A 17,846-nucleotide genomic window follows, 5' to 3' on the forward strand; every position below is an offset into this window, starting at 1 on the left:
AGTTACCCACCGTTGCGGCGAATGTCCTCGATACGGTCCCAAAGTACAGCCGCGGCGTTGATACCGGTAAAGCGCTTCAGCTGTTGGGCGCCGGTGGGCGACGTGACGTTGATTTCGGTCAGGTACTCGCCAATGACGTCAATGCCGACAAAGATCAGTCCACGGCGTTTCAGCTCGGGGCCGATGATCCGGCAGAGCTCCAGGTCGCGGGGAGTCAGTTCGACCGCCTCGGCGCGGCCGCCGACCCGCAGGTTCGAGCGCACCTGACCCGTGGCCGGCACCCGGTTGATGGCCCCGACCGGCTCGCCGTCGATCAGCAGGATGCGCTTGTCGCCCTTGCTGACGGCGGGCACGAACTTCTGGGCGATGACCTGCTCGCGACTGATCATCGCGTGCAGTTCCAGGAGCGCGTCGAGATTGGGATCGTCCTTCAACAGCCGCGCCACGCCCGAGCCGCCGCCGCCGTAGAGGGGCTTGAGCACGATGTCGCCGTGACGAGCGCGGAAGTCGTAGATCGCCTCGTGATCCGAGGTGATCAGGGTCGGCGGCTGCACGCCCGGGAAGTCGGTGACGAACAGCTTTTCCGGCGCGTTGCGCACCTCGGTCGGGTTGTTCACCACCAGGGTGTGGGGGTGGATCTTGTCCAGGAAGTGGGTGGCTGTGATGTAGGCCATGTCGAACGGCGGATCCTGGCGCATCAGGACGACGTCGATGTCGTCCTTCATGTCGAGGATCACGGTCTCGCCCAGCTTGGCGTGCGCGCCCTTCTCGGCGAAGACCTCCAGCGACTGGGCGCGGGCGAACACCCGGCCGTCCTCCTGCGACAGCTTGTCGGGCGTGTAGAACCACAGCTTATGGCCGCGCTCCTTGGCCTCCATCATCATCAGGAAGGTCGTGTCGGTGTCGATGTTGATCCCCAGGACGGGATCCATCTGGACGGCGACTCTCAGCGACATGGGGGCGATCCTTCAGGATGTCTGTGCGCCGTCTAGTTAAGGCGATTTCCGGCGATTGCGAGGGGGCAGATAAGGCGGCGCCCGCCCCGGGGAGGTCGGGACGGGCGCCTGAACGCGACGAAATGTCGGACGGCCCCTGGGAGGAGGCCGTCCTTGGGGGAGGAAACGCGTGTCCGATCAGAACGCGATTTCGCCGCGAACGCTGAGGCTGTCGCCCGTATCAATGCCCTTGAACGAGCCGACCTTGTTGCTGGTCTTCCAGTGCACGTAGTTGGTCATGAGCCGCGCCCAGTCGTTCAGGTACCAGTTCAGGCCGACCGTGTAGGCGTCGCCTTCGCCGCCGTTGGCGACGTCGGTGAAGTCGATCTTGTCGTACCGGGTGGCCAGTTCGAACGCGCCGGGGCCGCCGCTGGTGACGGGGTGCAGCACCTTCACGCCGCTCCAGATGCCCGAGCGGGTCGAGAAGCCGGGACGCTCGCCGGTCAGCAGGTAGCCGGCATAGATCGAGCGGGCCTTCTGCTTCACGTTCGGGCCGACCTGCAGGCTGATGTCGCGCGTGCCTTGTTCGCCGAAGACCCAGAACGAGCGGTAGGTCCCGCCCAGCTCGAAGCCGTAACCGTTGTCATGCTCGGGATTGGTCAGCGAGCTGGCCGAGACCTTCAGGTTGTCGTTGAAGCCCGGGCCGATATAGCTGGTCTTGTTGATCGTGGCGGTGGCCGGGGCCAGGTCTTCCGAGAAGCCCCAGACGCCCAGGTGGACGAAGCCGTCCTTGGTCTTGACCGGGTTCCAGTGGGCGCGGCCGGCCAGGGTCAGCGGGCTGCGATTGTCGCCGACCTGGCCGATCGGGCCGCCGGTCAGCGAGACGCTGGCGTGCCAGTTGCCGCCATAGATCTTGGCCATGCCGCCCAGGCCGAAGAAGCCCTTCTGCGGGGCGGCGACATTGGCCACCACGTTGCGCTCCATGAACGGCAGCGACACGCCCGAGGTCGAGCCGTCGATCGTGCGGTCGTTCAGCTTGTTGCCCAGATAGTACTCGACCACGTGGCCGGCGATGCTGGAGTCGTAGGAGAGATAGACCTCCTTCAGCGACACCACTTCGTCGGCGAAGTCGGCTTCGATCTTGTAGCCCAGCTTGCCCATCGTGCCTTCGGCGCCCAGGCGGACGGCCGGCGCTTCGGTGCCCGTGATGTTGCGGGCGTCGAAGTTGGAGCCGCGGGTCGTCGACGCATCGATCTGGACCCGGCCGCGCGGGTGGAAGCTGAAGAAGCCGTCGGGGCTGGTGAACTCCGGACCGCCGTCGGCCCACTTGACCTTCAGGGCGCCTTGCTGGGCGTCCTGCAGCTGGATGATCTGGGCCTGGGCGGTCTGCAGCTCGGCGGTCGTGGTCTCCAGCGCCTGGGCGTTGGCCTGGACGGCGGCTTGCGTCTCGGCCGAGACGGCCGGGGCGGAGGCCTTGGCTTCGACGGCCGACAGGCGCTGTTCCAGGGCCTCGATCTTGACCTGCTGGTCCTTGACCAGCTGGATCAGGGCCGCGTTGGCGTCGGGCTTCTTAGGTGTGGCCGCCGAGGCGACGCCGCCGGTGGCCAGGGTGAGCGCGAGAGCGCTGATGGTGACGGCCAGGCCGCCCTTGAAGGTAAGCTTACGCATGAGTTTTCCCTTCGCGTCGGGCACGCCCCCCTGGGCCCGCCGGTACGCGTTCGCTGTGGATTGAAAGTTCGGGTTTGAAGTCGGGGGCTGTTGGACCAGCCCGCTCGGTTTAGTCCGTGGTCGCGGCGCGGGCCGCGATGGCCTTGCCGCCGAAGAAGCCGTGCGACTTGGCCCAGTTGGCGAACAGCGCCGGCCAGCCGGAAGTTGGAGTCCCGGGGACGCCCATGTTGAAGCTGTGGCCGCCCTGCTCGAAGACGTGCAGCTCGACCGGGGCCTTGGCCGCCCGCAGCGCGGCGAACATGATCAGGCTGTTGTCGATGGCCGAGACGCCGTCATCGACGCACTGGGCCAGGAAGGTCGGCGGGGTCTTGTTGGAGACGTGGGTCTCGACCGACATCGCCGCGCTCTGCTCCGCGCTCGGGTTCTCGCCGGCCATCATGCGGCGGGTCTGGGTGTTGTCGAACGGTGGCTTGACCGTGATGACGGGGTAGATCAGGCCGGCGAAGTCGGGGCGGGCCGAGGCTTTGTCGGCCGCGTCGATCGGGGCGTAGAAGGCCTCGTCCGGACGGCTGGAGATCATGCCGACCAGGTGGCCGCCGGCCGAGGCGCCGACCGCGCCGATCTTGGCCGGATCGACCGCGAACTCGGCGGCGCGGGCGCGCACCACGCGGACGGCGCGCTGCATGTCCTGCAACGGCGCCTGCGGAGCCCAGCCGTCGACCGGCATGCGGTAGTAGAGGACGAAGGCCGTGACCCCCATCATGTTCAGCCAGCGGGCCATGGCCTCGCTGGTGGCGCGGATGTTGATGCGGCGGTAGCCGCCGCCGGCCACCACGATCACGCCGGTGCCGTTCGGCTTGGCGGCGCGGAAGACGCGCAGGCGGGGCTGGCTGACATTGGTGACCGAGCCGTCGTGCGAGCCGTCCTGAAGGACGACCTCGGCGCCGCCCTTGCCCTTGCCGGCGGCCGGCATGGCGCCGTTCCACAGGTCGATGACTTCGGGTTCGGCCGCCGGGGCGGCGGGCGTGGTGGCAGGGGTTTGGGCGAGGGCGACACCCGTGGCCGAGGCGGCCAGGGCCACGCCGCCGAGCAGGGCTCTGCGATCGAGTTGCATGGAGGTTCTCATGAGCAGTGAGGAGGGGAGGTAGAGGGCGCGCGCGCCGCTAGGCGGCGCGTCCCGGCCGGGATGCTCCGGGCCGCGCGGATGAGGCGGGTGGGGCGTCGCCGACCTGGAACTGGTTCATCAGGCGGGAAAGATCCTCGGCCTCGCGGGCCAGGGCGTGGCTGGCGGCCGTGCTTTCCTCGACCATGGCGGCGTTCTGCTGGGTCACCTGGTCCATCTGGTTCACCGCGACATTGACCTGTTGCAGGCTGGCCGACTGCTCCTGGGCCGAGGCGGCGATCTCGGCGACCAGGCCGTTGATCTCCAGCACCTGCTTGACGATCCGTTGCAGGGCCTCGCCGGTCTGGCCGACCAGGGCCACGCCTGCGCCGACCTGCTCGGTCGAGCCGGCGATCAGCTGCTTGATTTCCTTGGCGGCCTCGGCCGAGCGCTGGGCCAGCGCCCGGACTTCCTGGGCGACGACCGCGAAGCCCTTGCCGGCCTCGCCCGCGCGGGCGGCCTCGACCCCGGCGTTCAGCGCCAGGAGATTGGTCTGGAAGGCGATCTCGTCGATCACCCCGATGATCCGGGCGATCTGGGTCGAGGAGCTCTCGATCTGGGTCATGGCGGCGACGGCTTCGGCGGCGACGGTCCCGCCCTTCTCGGCGTCGATCTTGGCGTTTCCGACGATCTGGCGGGCGTGCAGGGCGCCCTCGGCGGTGCGCTTGACCGTGGCGGTGATCTCTTCCAGGGCCGCGGCGGTCTCTTCCAGGCTGGCGGCCTGCTGTTCGGTGCGCTTGGAGAGGTCGTCGGAGGCGTGGCTGATCTCGCTGCTGCCCGACTTGATGCCTTGCGTGTTGCCCGAGATCACGGACATGGCCTGGCGCAGGCGGGCGATGGCGGCGTTGAAGTCGTCCTTCAGTTGGCGATAGTCGCTGGCGAACGGCGCCTCGATCTGGTGGGTCAGGTCGCCGTCGGCCAGGCGTGAGAGGCCGCCGGCCAGTTGCTCGACCACCATCGCCTGCTCGCGGGCGGCCTCGGCGCGGGCTTCCTCGTTGCGGGCGCGCTCGGCTTCGACGTGACGGCGGGTCTCGGCCGCCTCGGCCTCGATCCGGACCTTCTCGATCGCGGCCTCCTTGAAGGTCAGCACGGCGTTGGCCATCAGGCCGACCTCGTCCCGCCGCGTAGTCCCTGGGACCTCGACGCCGTGGTCGCCCTGGGCCAGGCGGGTCATGGCCTGGGTCATGCCCAGGATCGGCTGGGCGATGACGCGCGACAGCATCCAGGCCATGCCGATGGCGATCAGGATGGCGGCCGCGCCGCCCAGGCCGAGCGCCCAGGTCGCGCTGGTCAGGGCCTCGTCACGTTCGGCCAGGCGGACGGCCGAGCGCTTCTCGGCGGCGTCGTTGATCTCCTGCTGGAGGGCGCGGATGCGATCCAGGCCGCCTTGACCGATCATGGCCAGGGCTTGCGGGCGGGTGGCCGGATCGCGGGCCAGGGCGATCTGGCGCTCGGCGCGGGTCGTCCGCCATTCGTGCGCCAGTTCCGCCAGGTGCCTGGCGCGAGCGATCTGGTCCGGACGCGTGCTGCGAGCGATGAAGGTGTCGAGGTCGCTGTCGAAGGCCTTCGTGCTGTCGCGATAGGCGCGGACGAAGCGCTCGTCGCCGGTCACCAGGAAGCCGCGCACCGCCGACTGCTGCTCCAGAACCAGGGTCTCGGTGTGGGCCGCGTACTTGGCCAGCTTGAAGCTGCGCTCGACCGCGACCGCGTTGTCGCGGATCACGCCCAGGCTGACGAACACGATCGTGCTGGCGACGAAGAACGCCCCGATCAGAGCGACGAACGCCAGGACGATCTTCCCGGTAATCTTGACGCGAAGCATGACGTCCCCACAGCGCAGAACGGTCACCGACCGAGCCATTACGTTGAGGTTTCGTCTAAACTGTACCTGTTACCTATTGGTTACCGGTGAAGTTGTCAAAAAGTAATGATCGCTTTTGGCCTATAAAGGCGCAGTACAAATGACAATGTTCTCGCAAGCAGATGTTTGCAAGACTGAAATCTATACATTGATTTGATTGGTGCGCTGATTCTGTTCCTCGGCCGCGAAGCGATCCGTGTCAGCGTCGAGGCAATCCAGCATGGGCGCGTCGAAACGCAAACGCCCGAGCGTGAAAATGCTCATGGCGTTGATCGTGTTGGGGAAATCGAGATTTCGGCTCGCCGGGACTCGAAATTCCGCGCGGCGGTTCGCCGCTCAGAGGGGGCGATTTGCGCGGAAAACCGCTCAAGCTTGGCTTTGGCGTCGTTGAGGGGATTCGGTCTGCGGCTGATCCGCAGGTCCAGAACCGCTGTCGATCAGTTGAGCCGCAGGCGGACGCGCTCCCGCTGGGCGCGGGCGGCGATGGCCGCGCCGCCGTCCAGGGTCTGGGCGCGGGACAGGGCCTGGAGGGCGCCGGCCAGGGCGCCCTGGCCTTCGCGGGCGGCGGCGACATCCAGCCACGGGCGGTGGTCCGCGGGATTGAGCAGGGCGCGGCGCAGGGCCGAGCGCTCGGCGCGGACCCAGTCCTTGGCCTGCTGGGCGCGGGCGAAGATGTTGTTCTGCAGGCGGATCAGCACGGCGCGGTCCGAGATCGGCGCCATCAACAACTCCAGCCGCGAGGCGACGTCGGGCATCAGGCCGGTGCGCAGGGCCCGGCGAGATAGTTCCGACGGCAGCACCACGCGGCCCTCGCTGAACGGGTCCAGCGCCAGCGGGCCTTCCTCGGTCTCGATGCGCAGCAGGAAGTGGCCGGGGAAGTCGACGCCGTAGAGATCCAGCCCCACTTGGCGGGCGGCGTGCAGGTAGAAGACGCCCAGCGCCACCGGCAGGCCCTTGCGGCGCTCGGCGATGGCGATGACGTCGGCGTTGTCGGGATGGTCGTAGGTCAGGACGTCGCCGGTCAGGCGCAGGTCCCCGGCCAGGGTCTCGGCGACGGCCTCCTCGGGCGACTCGGCCTCGGCGCGGCGGCGCAGGCGCTCTACGGCGTCCTTGGCCAGATCGATGGCGGGCTGGGTGTTGCGGCTGGGGTCGTCGTGGACGGCGCAGGCCAGGGCCGCCTCGAACAGCGGGAAGCTTTCGTCCGGGCCTTCGCCGGCCTTGGTCAGGATCTCTTCGGCGTCCTCGCGGGTCATCGATCAGACCCCCTGCCAGGCGTCGGGAAGGTGACGCGGCCCGCGGCCCGGCGCCAGGGCGATCAGATCGAGGCGCACGGAGAGGTCACGCAGCGCCATGCGGTGCGCGCTGACATGGGCGGCGGCGCGGCGCAGGCGCTCGCGCTGGGTCGGCGTCACGGCGTCCAGGGCGTCCTCGATCGTCGTCCGTTGCTTGACCTCCACAACGGCCAGCACCTTGCCGCGTTGCGCCAGCAGGTCGATTTCGCCGAGCGGCGTCGCCAGGCGGAAGCCCAGGATGCGGTAACCCTTGGCCATCAGCCACAGGGCCGCGACCACCTCGGCTCGCCGGCCGAGCTTGCGCGCCGCCGCGCCCCTTTCCTTGCGAATACGGGCTTGGCGGACGCCGGCGACCACTAGGCTTGTTCCTTCAAAGCAAGCGCCTGGCGGTAGAGGTCCTTGCGGGAGAGGCCCAGCGCCTTGGCGACCTCGGAGGCGGCCTCGCCCAGCGGCAGGCGGGCCATGGCCTCGCGCAGGGCGGCCTCGGCGTCATCGGCGGTGGCGACCTTCTCGCTGCCGGGGCCCACGAGGATGACGATCTCGCCCTTGGGGGCTTCAAAGCGCGGGTCGGCGGCCAGGTCGGCGAGCGTCCCACGGATGCAGGTCTCGTAGAGCTTGGTCAGTTCACGGCAGACCGCCGCCTGACGGGTCCCGCCAAACACGGCGGCCATGTCGGCCAGGCAGTCGTCCACCCGCGAGGCGCCTTCGTAGAAGATCAGCGTGGCGCGGGTGTTGGCGAATTCCTCGAGGAATGTCCGGCGCGCGGCGCTCTTGGGCGGCGGGAAGCCGGCGAACAGGAAGCGGTCGGTCGGCAGGCCGGCCAGGGTCAGGGCCGCCAGGGCCGCCGAAGCGCCGGGGATCGGGATCACCGGGTGGCCGGCGGCGATCGCCTCCTTGGCCAGGCGGTAGCCGGGATCGGAGACCATCGGCGTGCCGGCGTCCGAAACCAGGGCCACGCGCTCGCCGGCTTCGAGCCGTTCCAGGATGCGCGGAATGGCCCGTTCGGCCACGTGCTCGTCGTGGCGTTCCAGCTTGGTCTTGATCGCGTAGGCCGACAGCAGCTTGCCGGTGACGCGGGTGTCCTCGGCCAGCAGCACGTCACAGCCGGCCAGCACGTCCAACGCCCGCAGGGTGATGTCGCGCAGATTGCCGATCGGCGTCGCCACCAGATAGAGGCCGGGCGCCAGGGGCGCGTCGGACAGGGCTGGCGGGGGAAGCAATCGGCTCAAACGCTGGAGTCCTTCGGTCGACGGATAAAACCCATATCAGGTCGCGAGCGCGCCTGTCAGCCGGTCCAGCACCAGGCGGCCGGCGCGGGTGGCGCGCAATCGGTTGCGATCGTCCGTCAGCAGGCCGGTTTCGACCAGGTCGCGGACTTTCGGCGTGTCAGGGGCCAGGCCCAGCGGGGCCATCTCCGCGAAGCTGACGCCATCGTCGATGCGCAGGCCCAGGACCAGGCGCTCCTCGGCGGCTTCCTCGGGGGTGAGAATTTCGCGCTCGAAGCCGACGCCGGTGGTGTTCACCGCGGTGACGTAGTCCTTGATGGCGCGGTGGGCGACGGTCGCGGCGCGGCCTTCGGGCAGGCCTAGGCGCCCGTGCGCGCCGGGGCCGACGCCGACATAGTCGACGCCGCGCCAGTAGACGAGGTTGTGCCGCGAGCGGGCGGCCGCGCCCTTGGCGTGGTTGGAAACCTCATAGGCGTCGAAGCCGGCGGCCTCCAGCAGCTCCTGGGTGGTCTCGAACAGCGTGGCGGCCAAGTCCTCGTCGGGCACGACCAGGGTCCCGCGCCCCACCGCGCGGTCGAAGGCGGTGCCGTGCTCGATGGTCAACTGGTAGGGCGAGACGTGTTCGGGACCCAGGGCGATGGCCTCGGCGAGCTCGGCGCGCCAAGCCGCGTCGGTCTGGCCGGGGCGGGCATAGATCAGGTCGATCGACAGGCGCGGGAAGGCCTTGGTCGCCGCCGCGATCGCCCGCCGCGCCGCGCCGGCGTCATGGTTGCGGCCCAGCGCCTTGAGGGACGCGTCGTCCAGCGCCTGGACGCCCAATGACAGGCGTTGGACGCCCGCATCCGCCAGGGCGGTGAAGCGGTCGGCCTCGGCGTCGGTCGGATTGGCCTCCAGGCTGATCTCCAGATCGGCGACGGGCGACCACAGGCGCTTGGCGGTGTCGATCACCCGCGCGACCTGGACGGGGTCCATCAGCGAGGGCGTGCCGCCGCCGAAGAAGATCGATAGCAAGGTCCGCTCGCCGGTAAGCTCGCGCTGGGCGATCAGGTCGGCGACGATGGCGTCGGCCAGGTCCGCCTGCTCCTGCGTCTTGCCCCGATCGCGGACGACGTTGAAGTCGCAATAAGGGCAGATGCGCGAACAGTACGGCCAGTGGACGTAAACGCCGACTGGATCAGTCAAACAGCGCCGCCTTCAGCTTGGCGAAGGCGCGGGCGCGGTGGCTCATGGCGTCCTTGGCCACCGGCTCCATTTCGCCGAAGGTCAGGGCCTCGCCCTCGGGGATGAAGATCGGATCGTAGCCGAAGCCGCGCGTCCCGCGACCGGGGAACACCAGGGTCCCGTCGACGCGGCCCTCGACGACCACGGCCGGGCCGTTCGGCCAGGCGACCGCCAGGGCCGAGGTGAACCAGGCCGAACGGTCGTCGGACGCCGTCGCCTCCAGCCGCTCCTCGACCTTGCCCATGGCCATGGCGAAGTCCTTGGTCGGCCCCGCCCAGCGGGCCGAGTAGATGCCGGGCGAGCCGTCCAGCGCCTTGACCGACAGGCCGCTGTCGTCGGCGATGGCCGGCAGGCCCGACAGATCGGCGGCGTGGCGGGCCTTCAGCAGGGCGTTGCCGACGAAGGTGCTTTCGGTCTCGTCCGGTTCGGGCAGGCCGAGCTGGCCGGCGGTGACGATCTCGAAGCGGCCGTCCAGCAGGGCGGTGATCTCGGGGACCTTGCCCGGATTGTGGGTGGCGGCCACGAGCTTCGATCCCATTTCAAGCTTCAGCGCCATCCGACATCTCCCGAGAACAGATTCCAATGCGGCTCCTTTACTCCCCAATTTCACCGTTTGCGCGCAAGGTTCGTATTCTGGCGCTGGAAAAGGGCCTGACGGATCTCTTCACGCTGGAGGTCGTCGCGCCGTTCGCGGACGAGGGCCTTCGCGCCCAGAACCCGCTGTGCAAGGTCCCGGCCCTGATCCTGGACGACGGGGAGACGGTCTTCGATTCCAGCGTCGTCGCCGACTATGTCGACGGCCTGGCCGAGCCGCGCCTGATCCCGGATGTCCAGCCGGCCCGCCGCCGGGCCCTGACCCTGGAGGCCGCCGCCGACGGGATGGGCGACGCCTCGGTGCTGATTGTCCGCGAACGGATGCGCCCCGAAGCCGAGCACCGCCAGGACCTGTTCCAGCGCCAGCTGCGCGCCGTCAACGCCGCCCTCGATCTGTTCGAGACGGCGGTGGTCGAGGGCGGGCTCTCGGACGCGCATTTCGGGATCGGCGAGATCGCCGTGGCAGTGCAACTGGCCTATCAGGACGTGCGCCAAGTCAGCGCCTGGCGCACTGGCCGGCCGGTGCTGGCGGCCTGGTACGAGCGGGTCGCCCAGCGCCCGTCGATGGCCGCCACCCACGCCACTGTGACCTAACGGCAACTGTTCCGGGCGAGCTTGCATCGTTACAAGAGTTTAATATCGTTTCTCGATAAACAAGATTGGCGGAACCGGAATCGCAGCCTATCTGTTGAGCCTGTGGATAGAGGCCGAATGGCTCGACCCCGTCCACGTCTCTCAAACTGGAAAACAAGATGTCCGCCGCCCGCCTGTTCAGCATCGCCGACAAGGTTCTCATGACCGTCATCACCGCCGCGCTCATCGTGGCCGTGCCGGTGTCGGCCGTGGCCTTCGTGGTGCAGACGCTCTAAGGCGCGCCAAGGATTCTCTGGGTTTTCTGGGGCCAGAGGCTGGATTTTTGACGCCCGCCGCGACGCGGGGCAATTTGCTTAGCGTCGCTGTCGGGGGGATGCAGCCATGCGCGCCTTGGGCCCAGGCTCCGTATCGAGTTTTCTGAAGATCATCCTCGACGTGATCTACGTCGGCCTGTGGATTTTCGTCAGTCTGTTGTCGCTGTTCACGCTGGTCGCCCTGCTGTTCAGCTTCAATCCCGAACTGCTCGCCTCGATGTTGCCGATCAGTGACGCCGTCGAGGCCATCAGCCGCGACGGTCCGCTGTTCGCCGGCGCCCTGGCCGCCTGGGCGCTGCTGCTGGGCGGCTGGATGGTCATCGTCGAGCGCCTGCGCAAGATCTTCGCCACCCTGACCGCCGGCGACCCCTTCCACCCCGACAATGTGGTGCGCCTGCGCCTGATCGGCCTGGTCCTCGCGGGCCTGGAAGTCGGGCGCTACGTGTTCTCGGGCATGGCCCGCTGGCTGGCCCCCAAGGCCAAGGTCATCGACGACAGCTTCACCCTGACCGCCTGGTTCTCGGTGCTGGTGGTCTTCGTCCTGGCCGAAGTGTTCCGCGAGGGCGCCCGCCTTCGCCGTGAAGCCGAACTCACGATCTGATCCGGAGCGATCCCCGCATGCCCGTCCGCGTGAACCTCGACCGCGTGCTGCTCGACCGCCGAATGTCGCTGACCGAGCTCTCCGACCGCGTGGGGGTGACGATCGCCAACCTCTCGATCCTCAAGACCGGCAAGGCCCGCGCCGTGCGGTTCTCGACCCTCGACGCCCTGTGCCGCGAACTGCAGTGCCAGCCCGGCGACCTGCTGACCTTCGAATATGGCCCGGCCGACAGCCACGACGAGGACGAAGAGGCGTAAAGCTCGGCCGCGTCACGAAACCGCCCAGGGAATCACGGCGTTTCCAACGGTGAGGCGGGGGCCTCGCCATCTTAGGAAAAGCCATTGTCCGTGACCCGTGTACTCTTCGCCTCTGCCCTGACCGTCGCCGCCGTGGCGGCCGCCGCTTCCGCCCAAGCCTCCAGCCCGGGCGCCTGGGCCGAGTTCAATCAGCGGGTCACCCGCAGCTGCGTCGCCGCCGCCGGCTACCGCAACGCCCGGCCGTCGCCGATCATCGGCTTCGACGACCGCGTCGGTAAGGTCGCGGTGCTGGTGTCCGACAAGTCGCGCGGCTCCAACAACGCCAAGCTCTGCCTGTACGACAAGGTCAGCCGCAAGGCCTATATCGACAACGCCGACGGCTGGGTCGCCCCGCCGCAGCCGCGCTAAAACGTGCGTCGGGAGGGGTGCGCTAGACGGCGCGCCCCTTGCCGTCCTCGCGCCATTTCAGGATCATCCGGCGGTCGCGGAACTCGAACGCGTCCAGGCGCTTGAGGAAGCTCATTCCCAAGAGCGAGCCGCTCATCGGCGCCTTGTTGACCATCACCCGGAAGCCTTCCAGCTTGATCGAGCCGATCTCCAGCGTCGTGGCGTCGTAGGCGGCGCTATAGCCCTTGCCGTTGGCCGTCTCGGTCTCGTAGCCGTAGTTGAGGGTGTCGATCGGGACGCCGATGCGCTGGGCGTCGGCCGGGCTGAGCACCGTCTCGGTGGCGCCGGTGTCGACCATGAACCGCACGCGCTGGCCGTTGATCAGGCCATCGACGACATAGTGGCCGTCTTCGCCCTGCGGCACGACCAGGGTGCGTTCGCCGACCTGCACCGGCGTGCCGACATTGAAGGCCATCTGCACGCGGCGGGGGATCTCCGAAAGCTCGGCGCGATAGGCGTAGCCCAGGGTCAGGACCGCGATGATGGCGGTCCAGATCGCCACATATTTCAGGTGCTGGCCGATCGAGCCTTGCAGGCCGCGCAGCAGGGCGGTCGAGACCAGCACGACGAAGCCCAGCTTGAGCGCCAGATTGGCCTTGTCCTCGCCCGTCTGGATCGCCTCGGGATAGGCGTGCGCCAAGGCGAACGCCAACACCCCGACGGCGGCCAGCAGGCCCAGCCACAGGAACAGCCGGTGGCGCGGGACCTCCGCTGACGGTCGGGGCGATCCCGCGACAGGCGGCGGAGTGTCGGGCTGGTCCCAGGGGCCTTTGGTCATCAGTTCAGGCGTCGCTTCTTCAGCAGGCTGGCGCGGTCCATCGAGCGGACCTCGACCTCGAAGACGTCGCCCTCGCGGCGGATCTTCAGCGGCACGCTGACGCCGGCGTCGCCCAGGCTCCACATCGACTCGTAGAACTCGGCCAGGGTCGAGACGGGCATGCCGTCGACGGCCAGGATCAGGTCGCCGGCCGCCAGTTCGGCGCGGGCGGCCGGACCCTTGGGCGAGATGCCGACGATGATGACGTGGTTCTCGGTCTCCTGGGCGAAGACGCCCAGCCACGGCCGGGGCGGGTGCGGGCTCTTGCCGCGCGCCAGCTCGTCAAGGACGGGCGGCAGCAGTTCGGCGGGCACGAACATGTTGATCGGCCGGGCCAGGCCCTCGTTGTCGCGGCCTTCCAGGGTCAGGGAGCCGAGGCCGACGAGATCGCCCTTGGGACCGATCAGGGCCGCGCCGCTCCAGTGCGGGTGGGCCGGGCCGGTGATGATGGCGTCGTCCAGCAGGTATTCCCAGTAGCCGGCGAACGGCATGCGGGCCAGGACCTTGCCGGCCACGGCGTGGGCGCGGCCGCCGGCTCCAGCGGCGATGATCGCGTCGCCGGTGTCGAGATCGCGAGCCGAGCCGATGGTCATGACGGGCAGGTCCAGCGGCTCCAGCGCCTGCACCAGGCCCAGGCCCGACCGGACGTCCAGGCCCAGCACGTGGGCCGGCACGCGACGGCCGTCGTTGCGGGTGAGGATGACCTCTTCCGCCTCGGTGATCAGATAGGCCATGGTCAAGACGAGGCCGCCGGGGCCGACGACCACGCCGTTGCCGACGCGCTCGGTGCCCAGGATGCCGGCCGTATAGGCGTCGGGCGGCACGGTGGCTTCCAGGGCGACCATCGAGGCCAGCGCCTGGTCCAGGTCGAAGCGATAGGCCTCCGCCGACGGGCGCAGGCGGGCTTCGACTTCATGGCCTTCGAACGGGGTGGGCACGCGAAACTCCTAATCCTTAAGACTGGAATCTGGGACCGACACCCCGTTCAGGCAAGTGCGGCCTTGAGCCTAGCCCTCGATCGCCGCGCGCTGGATGGCGAACAGTTCGTTGATGCCCTTTTCGGCCAGACCGAACAGGGTCTCGAACTCGGCGCGGGAGAAGCCGCGCTTTTCGCCGGTGGCCTGGATCTCGACGATGTCGCCGCCGCCGGTCAGGACGAAGTTGCTGTCGGCCTCGGCGTTGCTGTCTTCCTCGTAGTCGAGGTCCAGCACCGGGACGTTGTTGAACACGCCGCACGAGACGGCCGCCACCTGGCCCAGGATCGGGTCGGTCTTCAGCACGCCTTCGTCCAGCAGGTACTTGGTGGCCAGGCGCAGGGCGACCCAGGCGCCGGTGATGGCGGCGGTGCGGGTGCCGCCGTCGGCCTGGATGACGTCGCAGTCCAGGCTGATCTGGCGCTCGCCCAGGGCCTTGAGATCGACGACGGCGCGCAGGCTGCGGCCGATCAGGCGCTGGATTTCCTGCGTGCGGCCGGTCTGCTTGCCGGCGGCGGCTTCACGACGGCCACGAGTGTGGGTGGCGCGGGGCAGCATGCCGTACTCGGCGGTGACCCAGCCGGCGCCCTTGTTGCGCATCCAGCCGGGGACGTTCTCTTCCACCGTGGCGGTGACCAGCACCTTGGTGTGGCCGAAGCTGATCAGGCACGAGCCTTCGGCGTAGCGGTTGACGCCGGTTTCCAGCGTGACGGCGCGCAGCTGGTCGGGGGCGCGTTCGGACGGACGCATGGGAGACTCCTGATCTCAGGGCTATTTGAATGTCTGTGGGTGGCGCTTATCCTATTGCGAGCGGACCTTGAAAGAGGCCGACTCCTTTTGTCCGCCGACCGGGACCCAAACGACACGCCCCATGGCCTTTAGAGCATGACTCATCTGTTCCCTGGTCCGATCGTCCCCGCGCCGGGCCTTGGCGAGATGGACAGCCGCGCCCGCGACATCTTCCGCCGGGTCGTGGAGTCGTATCTGGAGACCGGCGAGCCGGTCGGCTCGCGCACCATTTCCCGGGGCGGCTTGGCCCTGTCGCCGGCCTCGATCCGCAACACCATGCAGGACCTGGCGCAGCTGGGCCTGCTGGACGCGCCCCACACCAGCGCCGGCCGGATGCCGACCCATGCCGGCCTGCGGATGTTCGTCGACGGCTTTCTCGAGGTCGGCGACATCGGCGAAGAGGAAAAGCGCGCCATCGAGGCGCGGTTGGCCGTGAAGGGCCGCTCGTTCGAGGAGGCCCTGGCCGAGGCCAGCTCGGTCCTGTCGGGCCTGGCCGGCGGTGCGGGCATCGTCGTCACCCCGGTCCGCGAGGGCGGGGTCAAGCACGTGGAGTTCGTCCCCCTCGGCGGCGGCCAGGTGCTGGCGGTCATGGTGTTCGAGGACGGCCAGGTCGAGAACCGGCTGATGCGCCAGGCCCCCGGCGTGACGCCCTCGGCCCTGCAGGAAGCCGGCAATTTCCTCAACGCCCGCCTGCGCGGCCGCACCCTGACCGAAGCCCGCGGCGAGATGGATGTCGAGCTGGGCGCCGCCCGCCGCCAGCTGGACGAGACCGCCGCCCGCCTGGTCGAGGACGGCCTGGCCGCCTGGAGCGGCGGCGAGGGCGACGCGCGCTCGCTGATCGTGCGGGGACAGGCCAACCTCCTGGCCGACGCCCGGGCCCGCGAGGACATCGACCGCGTGCGCCAGCTGTTCGACGATCTGGAGCAGAAGGGCCAGCTGATCGGCCTGCTGGACGACGTCCGTGACGCCGAGGGCGTGCGCATCTATATCGGGGCGGAAACGCGGCTCTTTTCGCTTTCGGGTTCCTCGGTGATCGCGGCGCCCTATATGACGGGCCGACAGAAGGTGCTGGGCGCGATCGGCGTGATCGGGCCGGCCCGATTGAACTACGCTCGAGTCATTCCGTTGGTGGACTATACCGCCCGGGTGCTGGGGCGGATGATGGATGGATAAGGACTGTACGAGATGACCGACGAGCAAACGCCGGCTGAAGACGTCGCCTTTGAGGCCGACGACGCGTCGCAAGAGATCGAGGCGCTTAAGCTGGAAGTGGCCGCTCTGAAGGAGCAAGCCCTGCGCTACGCCGCCGAGGCTGAAAACACCAAGCGCCGCGCCGAGCGCGAGATGAACGACGCGCGCGCCTATGCGATCCAGAAGTTCGGCCGCGACCTGCTGGGCGTCGCCGACAATCTGTCGCGCGCCACGGCCCACAGCCCCAAGGACTCGACCGACGCGGCGGTGAAGAACTTCATCATCGGCGTCGAGATGACCGAGAAGGAGCTGCAAGGCGCCTTCGAGCGCAATGGCCTCAAGCAGATCGCCCCGGCCAAGGGCGAGAAGTTCGACCCGCACCTGCACCAGGCGGTGATGGAGCAGCCGGCGACCGACGTCGCCGCCGGCGGCGTGATCAGCCTGCTGCAGGCCGGCTACGAGCTGATGGGTCGCCTCGTGCGTCCGGCCATGGTCGCCGTGGCGGCCAAGGGCTCGACGGGGCCGTCGAGCGGTGAGGCCTCGGGCGGCGCCGCCAACCCGTATGCCGGCGCCGGCGCGGATGGCGAAGGTTCGGGCGGCTCGTTCGACACGAAAGCCTGACTTTACGACTTCGGGGCGCGGAAATGACCGCCGCGCCCCCTTTCCCCGTTCGCGCATTGCGATAATGTCGGCGGTCCATTCTCAACGGGGGTAGCGGTCGATTCCATCGGCCGACCGCGCGATCTGGACCGACTATGAAGCTTACCATCGAACGGGCGGCGCTCCTGAAGGCGCTGAGTCACGTGCAGAGCGTCGTCGAGCGCCGCAACACGATCCCGATTCTGTCGAACATCCTGCTGTCGGCCGAAGGCGATCGCCTGTCCTTCTCGGCCACCGACCTGGACATGGAGATCATCGACGAGGGCTTCGCCCAGATCGACGTCCCCGGCCAGATCACGGCGCCGGCCCACACCCTCTACGAAATCGTCCGCAAGCTGCCCGACGGCGCCGACGTCTCGCTGACCTTCAGCGGTGACGACCCGCGCCTGGTCATCCAGGCCGGTCGCTCGCGCTTCAACCTGCCGGTGCTGCCGGCCGGCGACTTCCCGGTGATGAGCAGCGACGGGCTATCCAGCCGCGTCGCGGTCGACACCAACGAGCTGATGCGTCTGATCGACAAGACGCGCTTCGCGATCTCGACCGAAGAGACCCGCTATTACCTGAACGGCCTCTACGTCCACACGGTCAACGAGGGCGGCGAAGTGAAGCTGCGCGCCGTGGCCACCGACGGTCACCGCCTGGCCCTGGCCGAGATGCCCGCGCCGGAAGGCGCCGCCGGCCTGCCGGGCGTGATCATCCCGCGCAAGACCATCGCCGAGGCCCGTCGCCTGATGGAATCGGCCGGCGAGACGGTCGACCTGCAGCTCTCGCCCCAGAAGGTGCGCTTCGAGTTCGGCCAGGCCGCTCTGACCTCCAAGGTCATCGACGGCGCCTTCCCGGACTATCTGCGCGTCATCCCGCGCGACAACGCCAAGATCCTGACGCTCGACAACGACCTCTTCGCCAAGGCCGTGGACCGCGTCGCCACCATCTCGGCCGAGAAGAGCCGCTCGGTGAAGCTGGCCATCGAGCCGGGCCGCATCACCCTGACCGTCCGCAACATGGAAGCCGGCCAGGCCGTCGAAGAGGTCGAGGTCGACTACGACGGCGAGCCCTTCGAGATCGGCTTCAACGCTCGTTACCTGCTGGACGTCTGCGGCCAGATCGCCGGCCCGCAGGCCGAGTTCCGCTTCGCCGACCCGGCCAGCCCGACCCTGGTGGTCGATCCGGTCGATCCGGGCGTGAAGTACGTGCTGATGCCGCTGCGGGTCTGATCCGCGGATTTTGAATAAGAGACGGGCGC

Annotated in this window: 21 protein-coding genes; 8 read left to right on the forward strand and 13 right to left on the reverse strand. The window is 68.7% G+C overall.

The features are described 5' to 3' along the window. Positions 1 to 2 precede the first annotated feature (2 nt). The 10 genes from gshB to rdgB all read right to left on the reverse strand — a co-directional run bounded on the left by gshB (position 3) and on the right by rdgB (position 9,921). Entirely contained in the window at positions 3 to 956 is a 954-nt protein-coding gene (gene gshB, locus AC07YH_RS20750; protein ID WP_494748849.1) for a glutathione synthase, read from the reverse strand. A gap of 177 nt (positions 957 to 1,133) precedes the next feature. Continuing rightward, entirely contained in the window at positions 1,134 to 2,603 is a 1,470-nt protein-coding gene (locus tag AC07YH_RS20755) for an OprO/OprP family phosphate-selective porin (protein ID WP_494748850.1), read from the reverse strand. 109 nt (positions 2,604 to 2,712) lie between these two features. Then, positions 2,713 to 3,717 carry an alpha/beta hydrolase gene (locus AC07YH_RS20760; RefSeq protein WP_494748851.1) on the reverse strand — a complete coding sequence of 335 codons (1,005 nt, stop codon included), beginning with the start codon at positions 3,715 to 3,717 and terminating at the stop codon, positions 2,713 to 2,715. 49 nt (positions 3,718 to 3,766) lie between these two features. Continuing rightward, positions 3,767 to 5,587, reverse strand: coding sequence for a methyl-accepting chemotaxis protein (locus tag AC07YH_RS20765; RefSeq protein ID WP_494748852.1), 1,821 nt, complete (start codon positions 5,585 to 5,587; stop codon positions 3,767 to 3,769). Between the two features lie 180 nt (positions 5,588 to 5,767). Further along, positions 5,768 to 5,890: a hypothetical protein gene (locus AC07YH_RS20770; protein ID WP_494748853.1), complete on the reverse strand. Its 123-nt coding sequence runs from the start codon at positions 5,888 to 5,890 to the stop codon at positions 5,768 to 5,770. A gap of 173 nt (positions 5,891 to 6,063) precedes the next feature. Then, complete coding sequence (locus AC07YH_RS20775; protein WP_494748854.1) at positions 6,064 to 6,879, reverse strand: SirB1 family protein; 816 nt, start codon at positions 6,877 to 6,879, stop codon at positions 6,064 to 6,066. A gap of 3 nt (positions 6,880 to 6,882) precedes the next feature. Beyond that, positions 6,883 to 7,275, reverse strand: coding sequence for a YraN family protein (locus AC07YH_RS20780; protein WP_494748855.1), 393 nt, complete (start codon positions 7,273 to 7,275; stop codon positions 6,883 to 6,885). Further along, positions 7,275 to 8,147, reverse strand: coding sequence for a 16S rRNA (cytidine(1402)-2'-O)-methyltransferase (gene rsmI, locus AC07YH_RS20785; RefSeq protein ID WP_494748856.1), 873 nt, complete (start codon positions 8,145 to 8,147; stop codon positions 7,275 to 7,277). The genes AC07YH_RS20780 and rsmI overlap by 1 nt, the downstream gene beginning before the upstream one ends. Before the next feature lie 36 nt (positions 8,148 to 8,183). Beyond that, positions 8,184 to 9,326: a radical SAM family heme chaperone HemW gene (gene hemW, locus AC07YH_RS20790; RefSeq protein WP_494748857.1), complete on the reverse strand. Its 1,143-nt coding sequence runs from the start codon at positions 9,324 to 9,326 to the stop codon at positions 8,184 to 8,186. After that, positions 9,319 to 9,921 (reverse strand): RdgB/HAM1 family non-canonical purine NTP pyrophosphatase, encoded by a 603-nt coding sequence (gene rdgB / locus AC07YH_RS20795; protein WP_494748858.1) that lies wholly within the window; start codon positions 9,919 to 9,921, stop codon positions 9,319 to 9,321. The genes hemW and rdgB overlap by 8 nt, the downstream gene beginning before the upstream one ends. A gap of 26 nt (positions 9,922 to 9,947) precedes the next feature. On the opposite strand from rdgB, the gene AC07YH_RS20800 reads away from it, so the two are divergent. The 5 genes from AC07YH_RS20800 (at position 9,948) to AC07YH_RS20820 (ending at position 12,133) form a co-directional block, all read left to right on the forward strand. Then, positions 9,948 to 10,553 (forward strand): glutathione S-transferase N-terminal domain-containing protein, encoded by a 606-nt coding sequence (locus AC07YH_RS20800; protein WP_494748859.1) that lies wholly within the window; start codon positions 9,948 to 9,950, stop codon positions 10,551 to 10,553. A gap of 158 nt (positions 10,554 to 10,711) precedes the next feature. Further along, positions 10,712 to 10,828, forward strand: coding sequence for a hypothetical protein (locus AC07YH_RS20805; protein WP_494748860.1), 117 nt, complete (start codon positions 10,712 to 10,714; stop codon positions 10,826 to 10,828). 106 nt (positions 10,829 to 10,934) lie between these two features. Then, on the forward strand, positions 10,935 to 11,468 hold the full coding sequence (locus AC07YH_RS20810; protein WP_099581882.1) for a DUF2975 domain-containing protein: 534 nt from the start codon (positions 10,935 to 10,937) through the stop codon (positions 11,466 to 11,468). Between the two features lie 17 nt (positions 11,469 to 11,485). Beyond that, the gene (locus AC07YH_RS20815; RefSeq protein WP_494619502.1) at positions 11,486 to 11,725 is read left to right on the forward strand and encodes a helix-turn-helix domain-containing protein; all 240 of its coding nucleotides are present in this window, start codon (positions 11,486 to 11,488) and stop codon (positions 11,723 to 11,725) included. 90 nt (positions 11,726 to 11,815) lie between these two features. Continuing rightward, positions 11,816 to 12,133 (forward strand): hypothetical protein, encoded by a 318-nt coding sequence (locus AC07YH_RS20820; RefSeq protein WP_494748861.1) that lies wholly within the window; start codon positions 11,816 to 11,818, stop codon positions 12,131 to 12,133. Between the two features lie 22 nt (positions 12,134 to 12,155). Here the strand turns inward: AC07YH_RS20820 and AC07YH_RS20825 are convergent, their stop codons facing one another. The 3 genes from AC07YH_RS20825 to rph all read right to left on the reverse strand — a co-directional run bounded on the left by AC07YH_RS20825 (position 12,156) and on the right by rph (position 14,713). Further along, positions 12,156 to 12,950: a retropepsin-like aspartic protease family protein gene (locus tag AC07YH_RS20825; RefSeq protein ID WP_494748862.1), complete on the reverse strand. Its 795-nt coding sequence runs from the start codon at positions 12,948 to 12,950 to the stop codon at positions 12,156 to 12,158. After that, the gene (locus AC07YH_RS20830; protein ID WP_494748863.1) at positions 12,950 to 13,927 is read right to left on the reverse strand and encodes a S1C family serine protease; all 978 of its coding nucleotides are present in this window, start codon (positions 13,925 to 13,927) and stop codon (positions 12,950 to 12,952) included. Before AC07YH_RS20830 ends, AC07YH_RS20825 begins: the two co-directional genes overlap by 1 nt. 69 nt (positions 13,928 to 13,996) lie before the next feature. Then, positions 13,997 to 14,713, reverse strand: a complete 717-nt coding sequence (rph, locus tag AC07YH_RS20835; RefSeq protein WP_494748864.1) for a ribonuclease PH — start codon at positions 14,711 to 14,713, stop codon at positions 13,997 to 13,999. A gap of 135 nt (positions 14,714 to 14,848) precedes the next feature. Between rph and hrcA the strand changes: the two genes are divergently transcribed. From hrcA to dnaN, 3 genes are all read left to right on the forward strand, one after another. Next, on the forward strand, positions 14,849 to 15,925 hold the full coding sequence (gene hrcA / locus AC07YH_RS20840; protein ID WP_494748865.1) for a heat-inducible transcriptional repressor HrcA: 1,077 nt from the start codon (positions 14,849 to 14,851) through the stop codon (positions 15,923 to 15,925). 12 nt (positions 15,926 to 15,937) lie between these two features. Further along, positions 15,938 to 16,564, forward strand: a complete 627-nt coding sequence (grpE, locus tag AC07YH_RS20845) for a nucleotide exchange factor GrpE (RefSeq protein WP_494748866.1) — start codon at positions 15,938 to 15,940, stop codon at positions 16,562 to 16,564. A 134-nt stretch (positions 16,565 to 16,698) separates the two neighbouring features. Further along, on the forward strand, positions 16,699 to 17,817 hold the full coding sequence (dnaN, locus tag AC07YH_RS20850) for a DNA polymerase III subunit beta (RefSeq protein ID WP_494748867.1): 1,119 nt from the start codon (positions 16,699 to 16,701) through the stop codon (positions 17,815 to 17,817). Positions 17,818 to 17,846 lie beyond the last annotated feature (29 nt).

Source organism: Caulobacter sp. GW456-12-1-14-TSB4, assembly GCF_059424195.1.

Excerpts from the sequence above, each read along its gene's own strand:
- gshB (WP_494748849.1), bottom strand. The coding sequence starts at position 956 with ATGTCGCTGAGAGTCGCCGTCCAGATGGATCCCGTCCTGGGGATCAAC.
- AC07YH_RS20755 (WP_494748850.1), bottom strand. The coding sequence starts at position 2,603 with ATGCGTAAGCTTACCTTCAAGGGCGGCCTGGCCGTCACCATCAGCGCT.
- AC07YH_RS20760 (WP_494748851.1), bottom strand. The coding sequence starts at position 3,717 with ATGCAACTCGATCGCAGAGCCCTGCTCGGCGGCGTGGCCCTGGCCGCC.
- AC07YH_RS20765 (WP_494748852.1), bottom strand. The coding sequence starts at position 5,587 with ATGCTTCGCGTCAAGATTACCGGGAAGATCGTCCTGGCGTTCGTCGCT.
- AC07YH_RS20770 (WP_494748853.1), bottom strand. The coding sequence starts at position 5,890 with ATGAGCATTTTCACGCTCGGGCGTTTGCGTTTCGACGCGCCCATGCTG.
- AC07YH_RS20775 (WP_494748854.1), bottom strand. The coding sequence starts at position 6,879 with ATGACCCGCGAGGACGCCGAAGAGATCCTGACCAAGGCCGGCGAAGGC.
- rdgB (WP_494748858.1), bottom strand. The coding sequence starts at position 9,921 with ATGGCGCTGAAGCTTGAAATGGGATCGAAGCTCGTGGCCGCCACCCAC.
- AC07YH_RS20800 (WP_494748859.1), top strand. The coding sequence starts at position 9,948 with ATGCGGCTCCTTTACTCCCCAATTTCACCGTTTGCGCGCAAGGTTCGT.
- AC07YH_RS20805 (WP_494748860.1), top strand. The coding sequence starts at position 10,712 with ATGTCCGCCGCCCGCCTGTTCAGCATCGCCGACAAGGTTCTCATGACC.
- AC07YH_RS20810 (WP_099581882.1), top strand. The coding sequence starts at position 10,935 with ATGCGCGCCTTGGGCCCAGGCTCCGTATCGAGTTTTCTGAAGATCATC.
- AC07YH_RS20815 (WP_494619502.1), top strand. The coding sequence starts at position 11,486 with ATGCCCGTCCGCGTGAACCTCGACCGCGTGCTGCTCGACCGCCGAATG.
- AC07YH_RS20825 (WP_494748862.1), bottom strand. The coding sequence starts at position 12,950 with ATGACCAAAGGCCCCTGGGACCAGCCCGACACTCCGCCGCCTGTCGCG.
- rph (WP_494748864.1), bottom strand. The coding sequence starts at position 14,713 with ATGCGTCCGTCCGAACGCGCCCCCGACCAGCTGCGCGCCGTCACGCTG.
- hrcA (WP_494748865.1), top strand. The coding sequence starts at position 14,849 with ATGACTCATCTGTTCCCTGGTCCGATCGTCCCCGCGCCGGGCCTTGGC.
- grpE (WP_494748866.1), top strand. The coding sequence starts at position 15,938 with ATGACCGACGAGCAAACGCCGGCTGAAGACGTCGCCTTTGAGGCCGAC.
- dnaN (WP_494748867.1), top strand. The coding sequence starts at position 16,699 with ATGAAGCTTACCATCGAACGGGCGGCGCTCCTGAAGGCGCTGAGTCAC.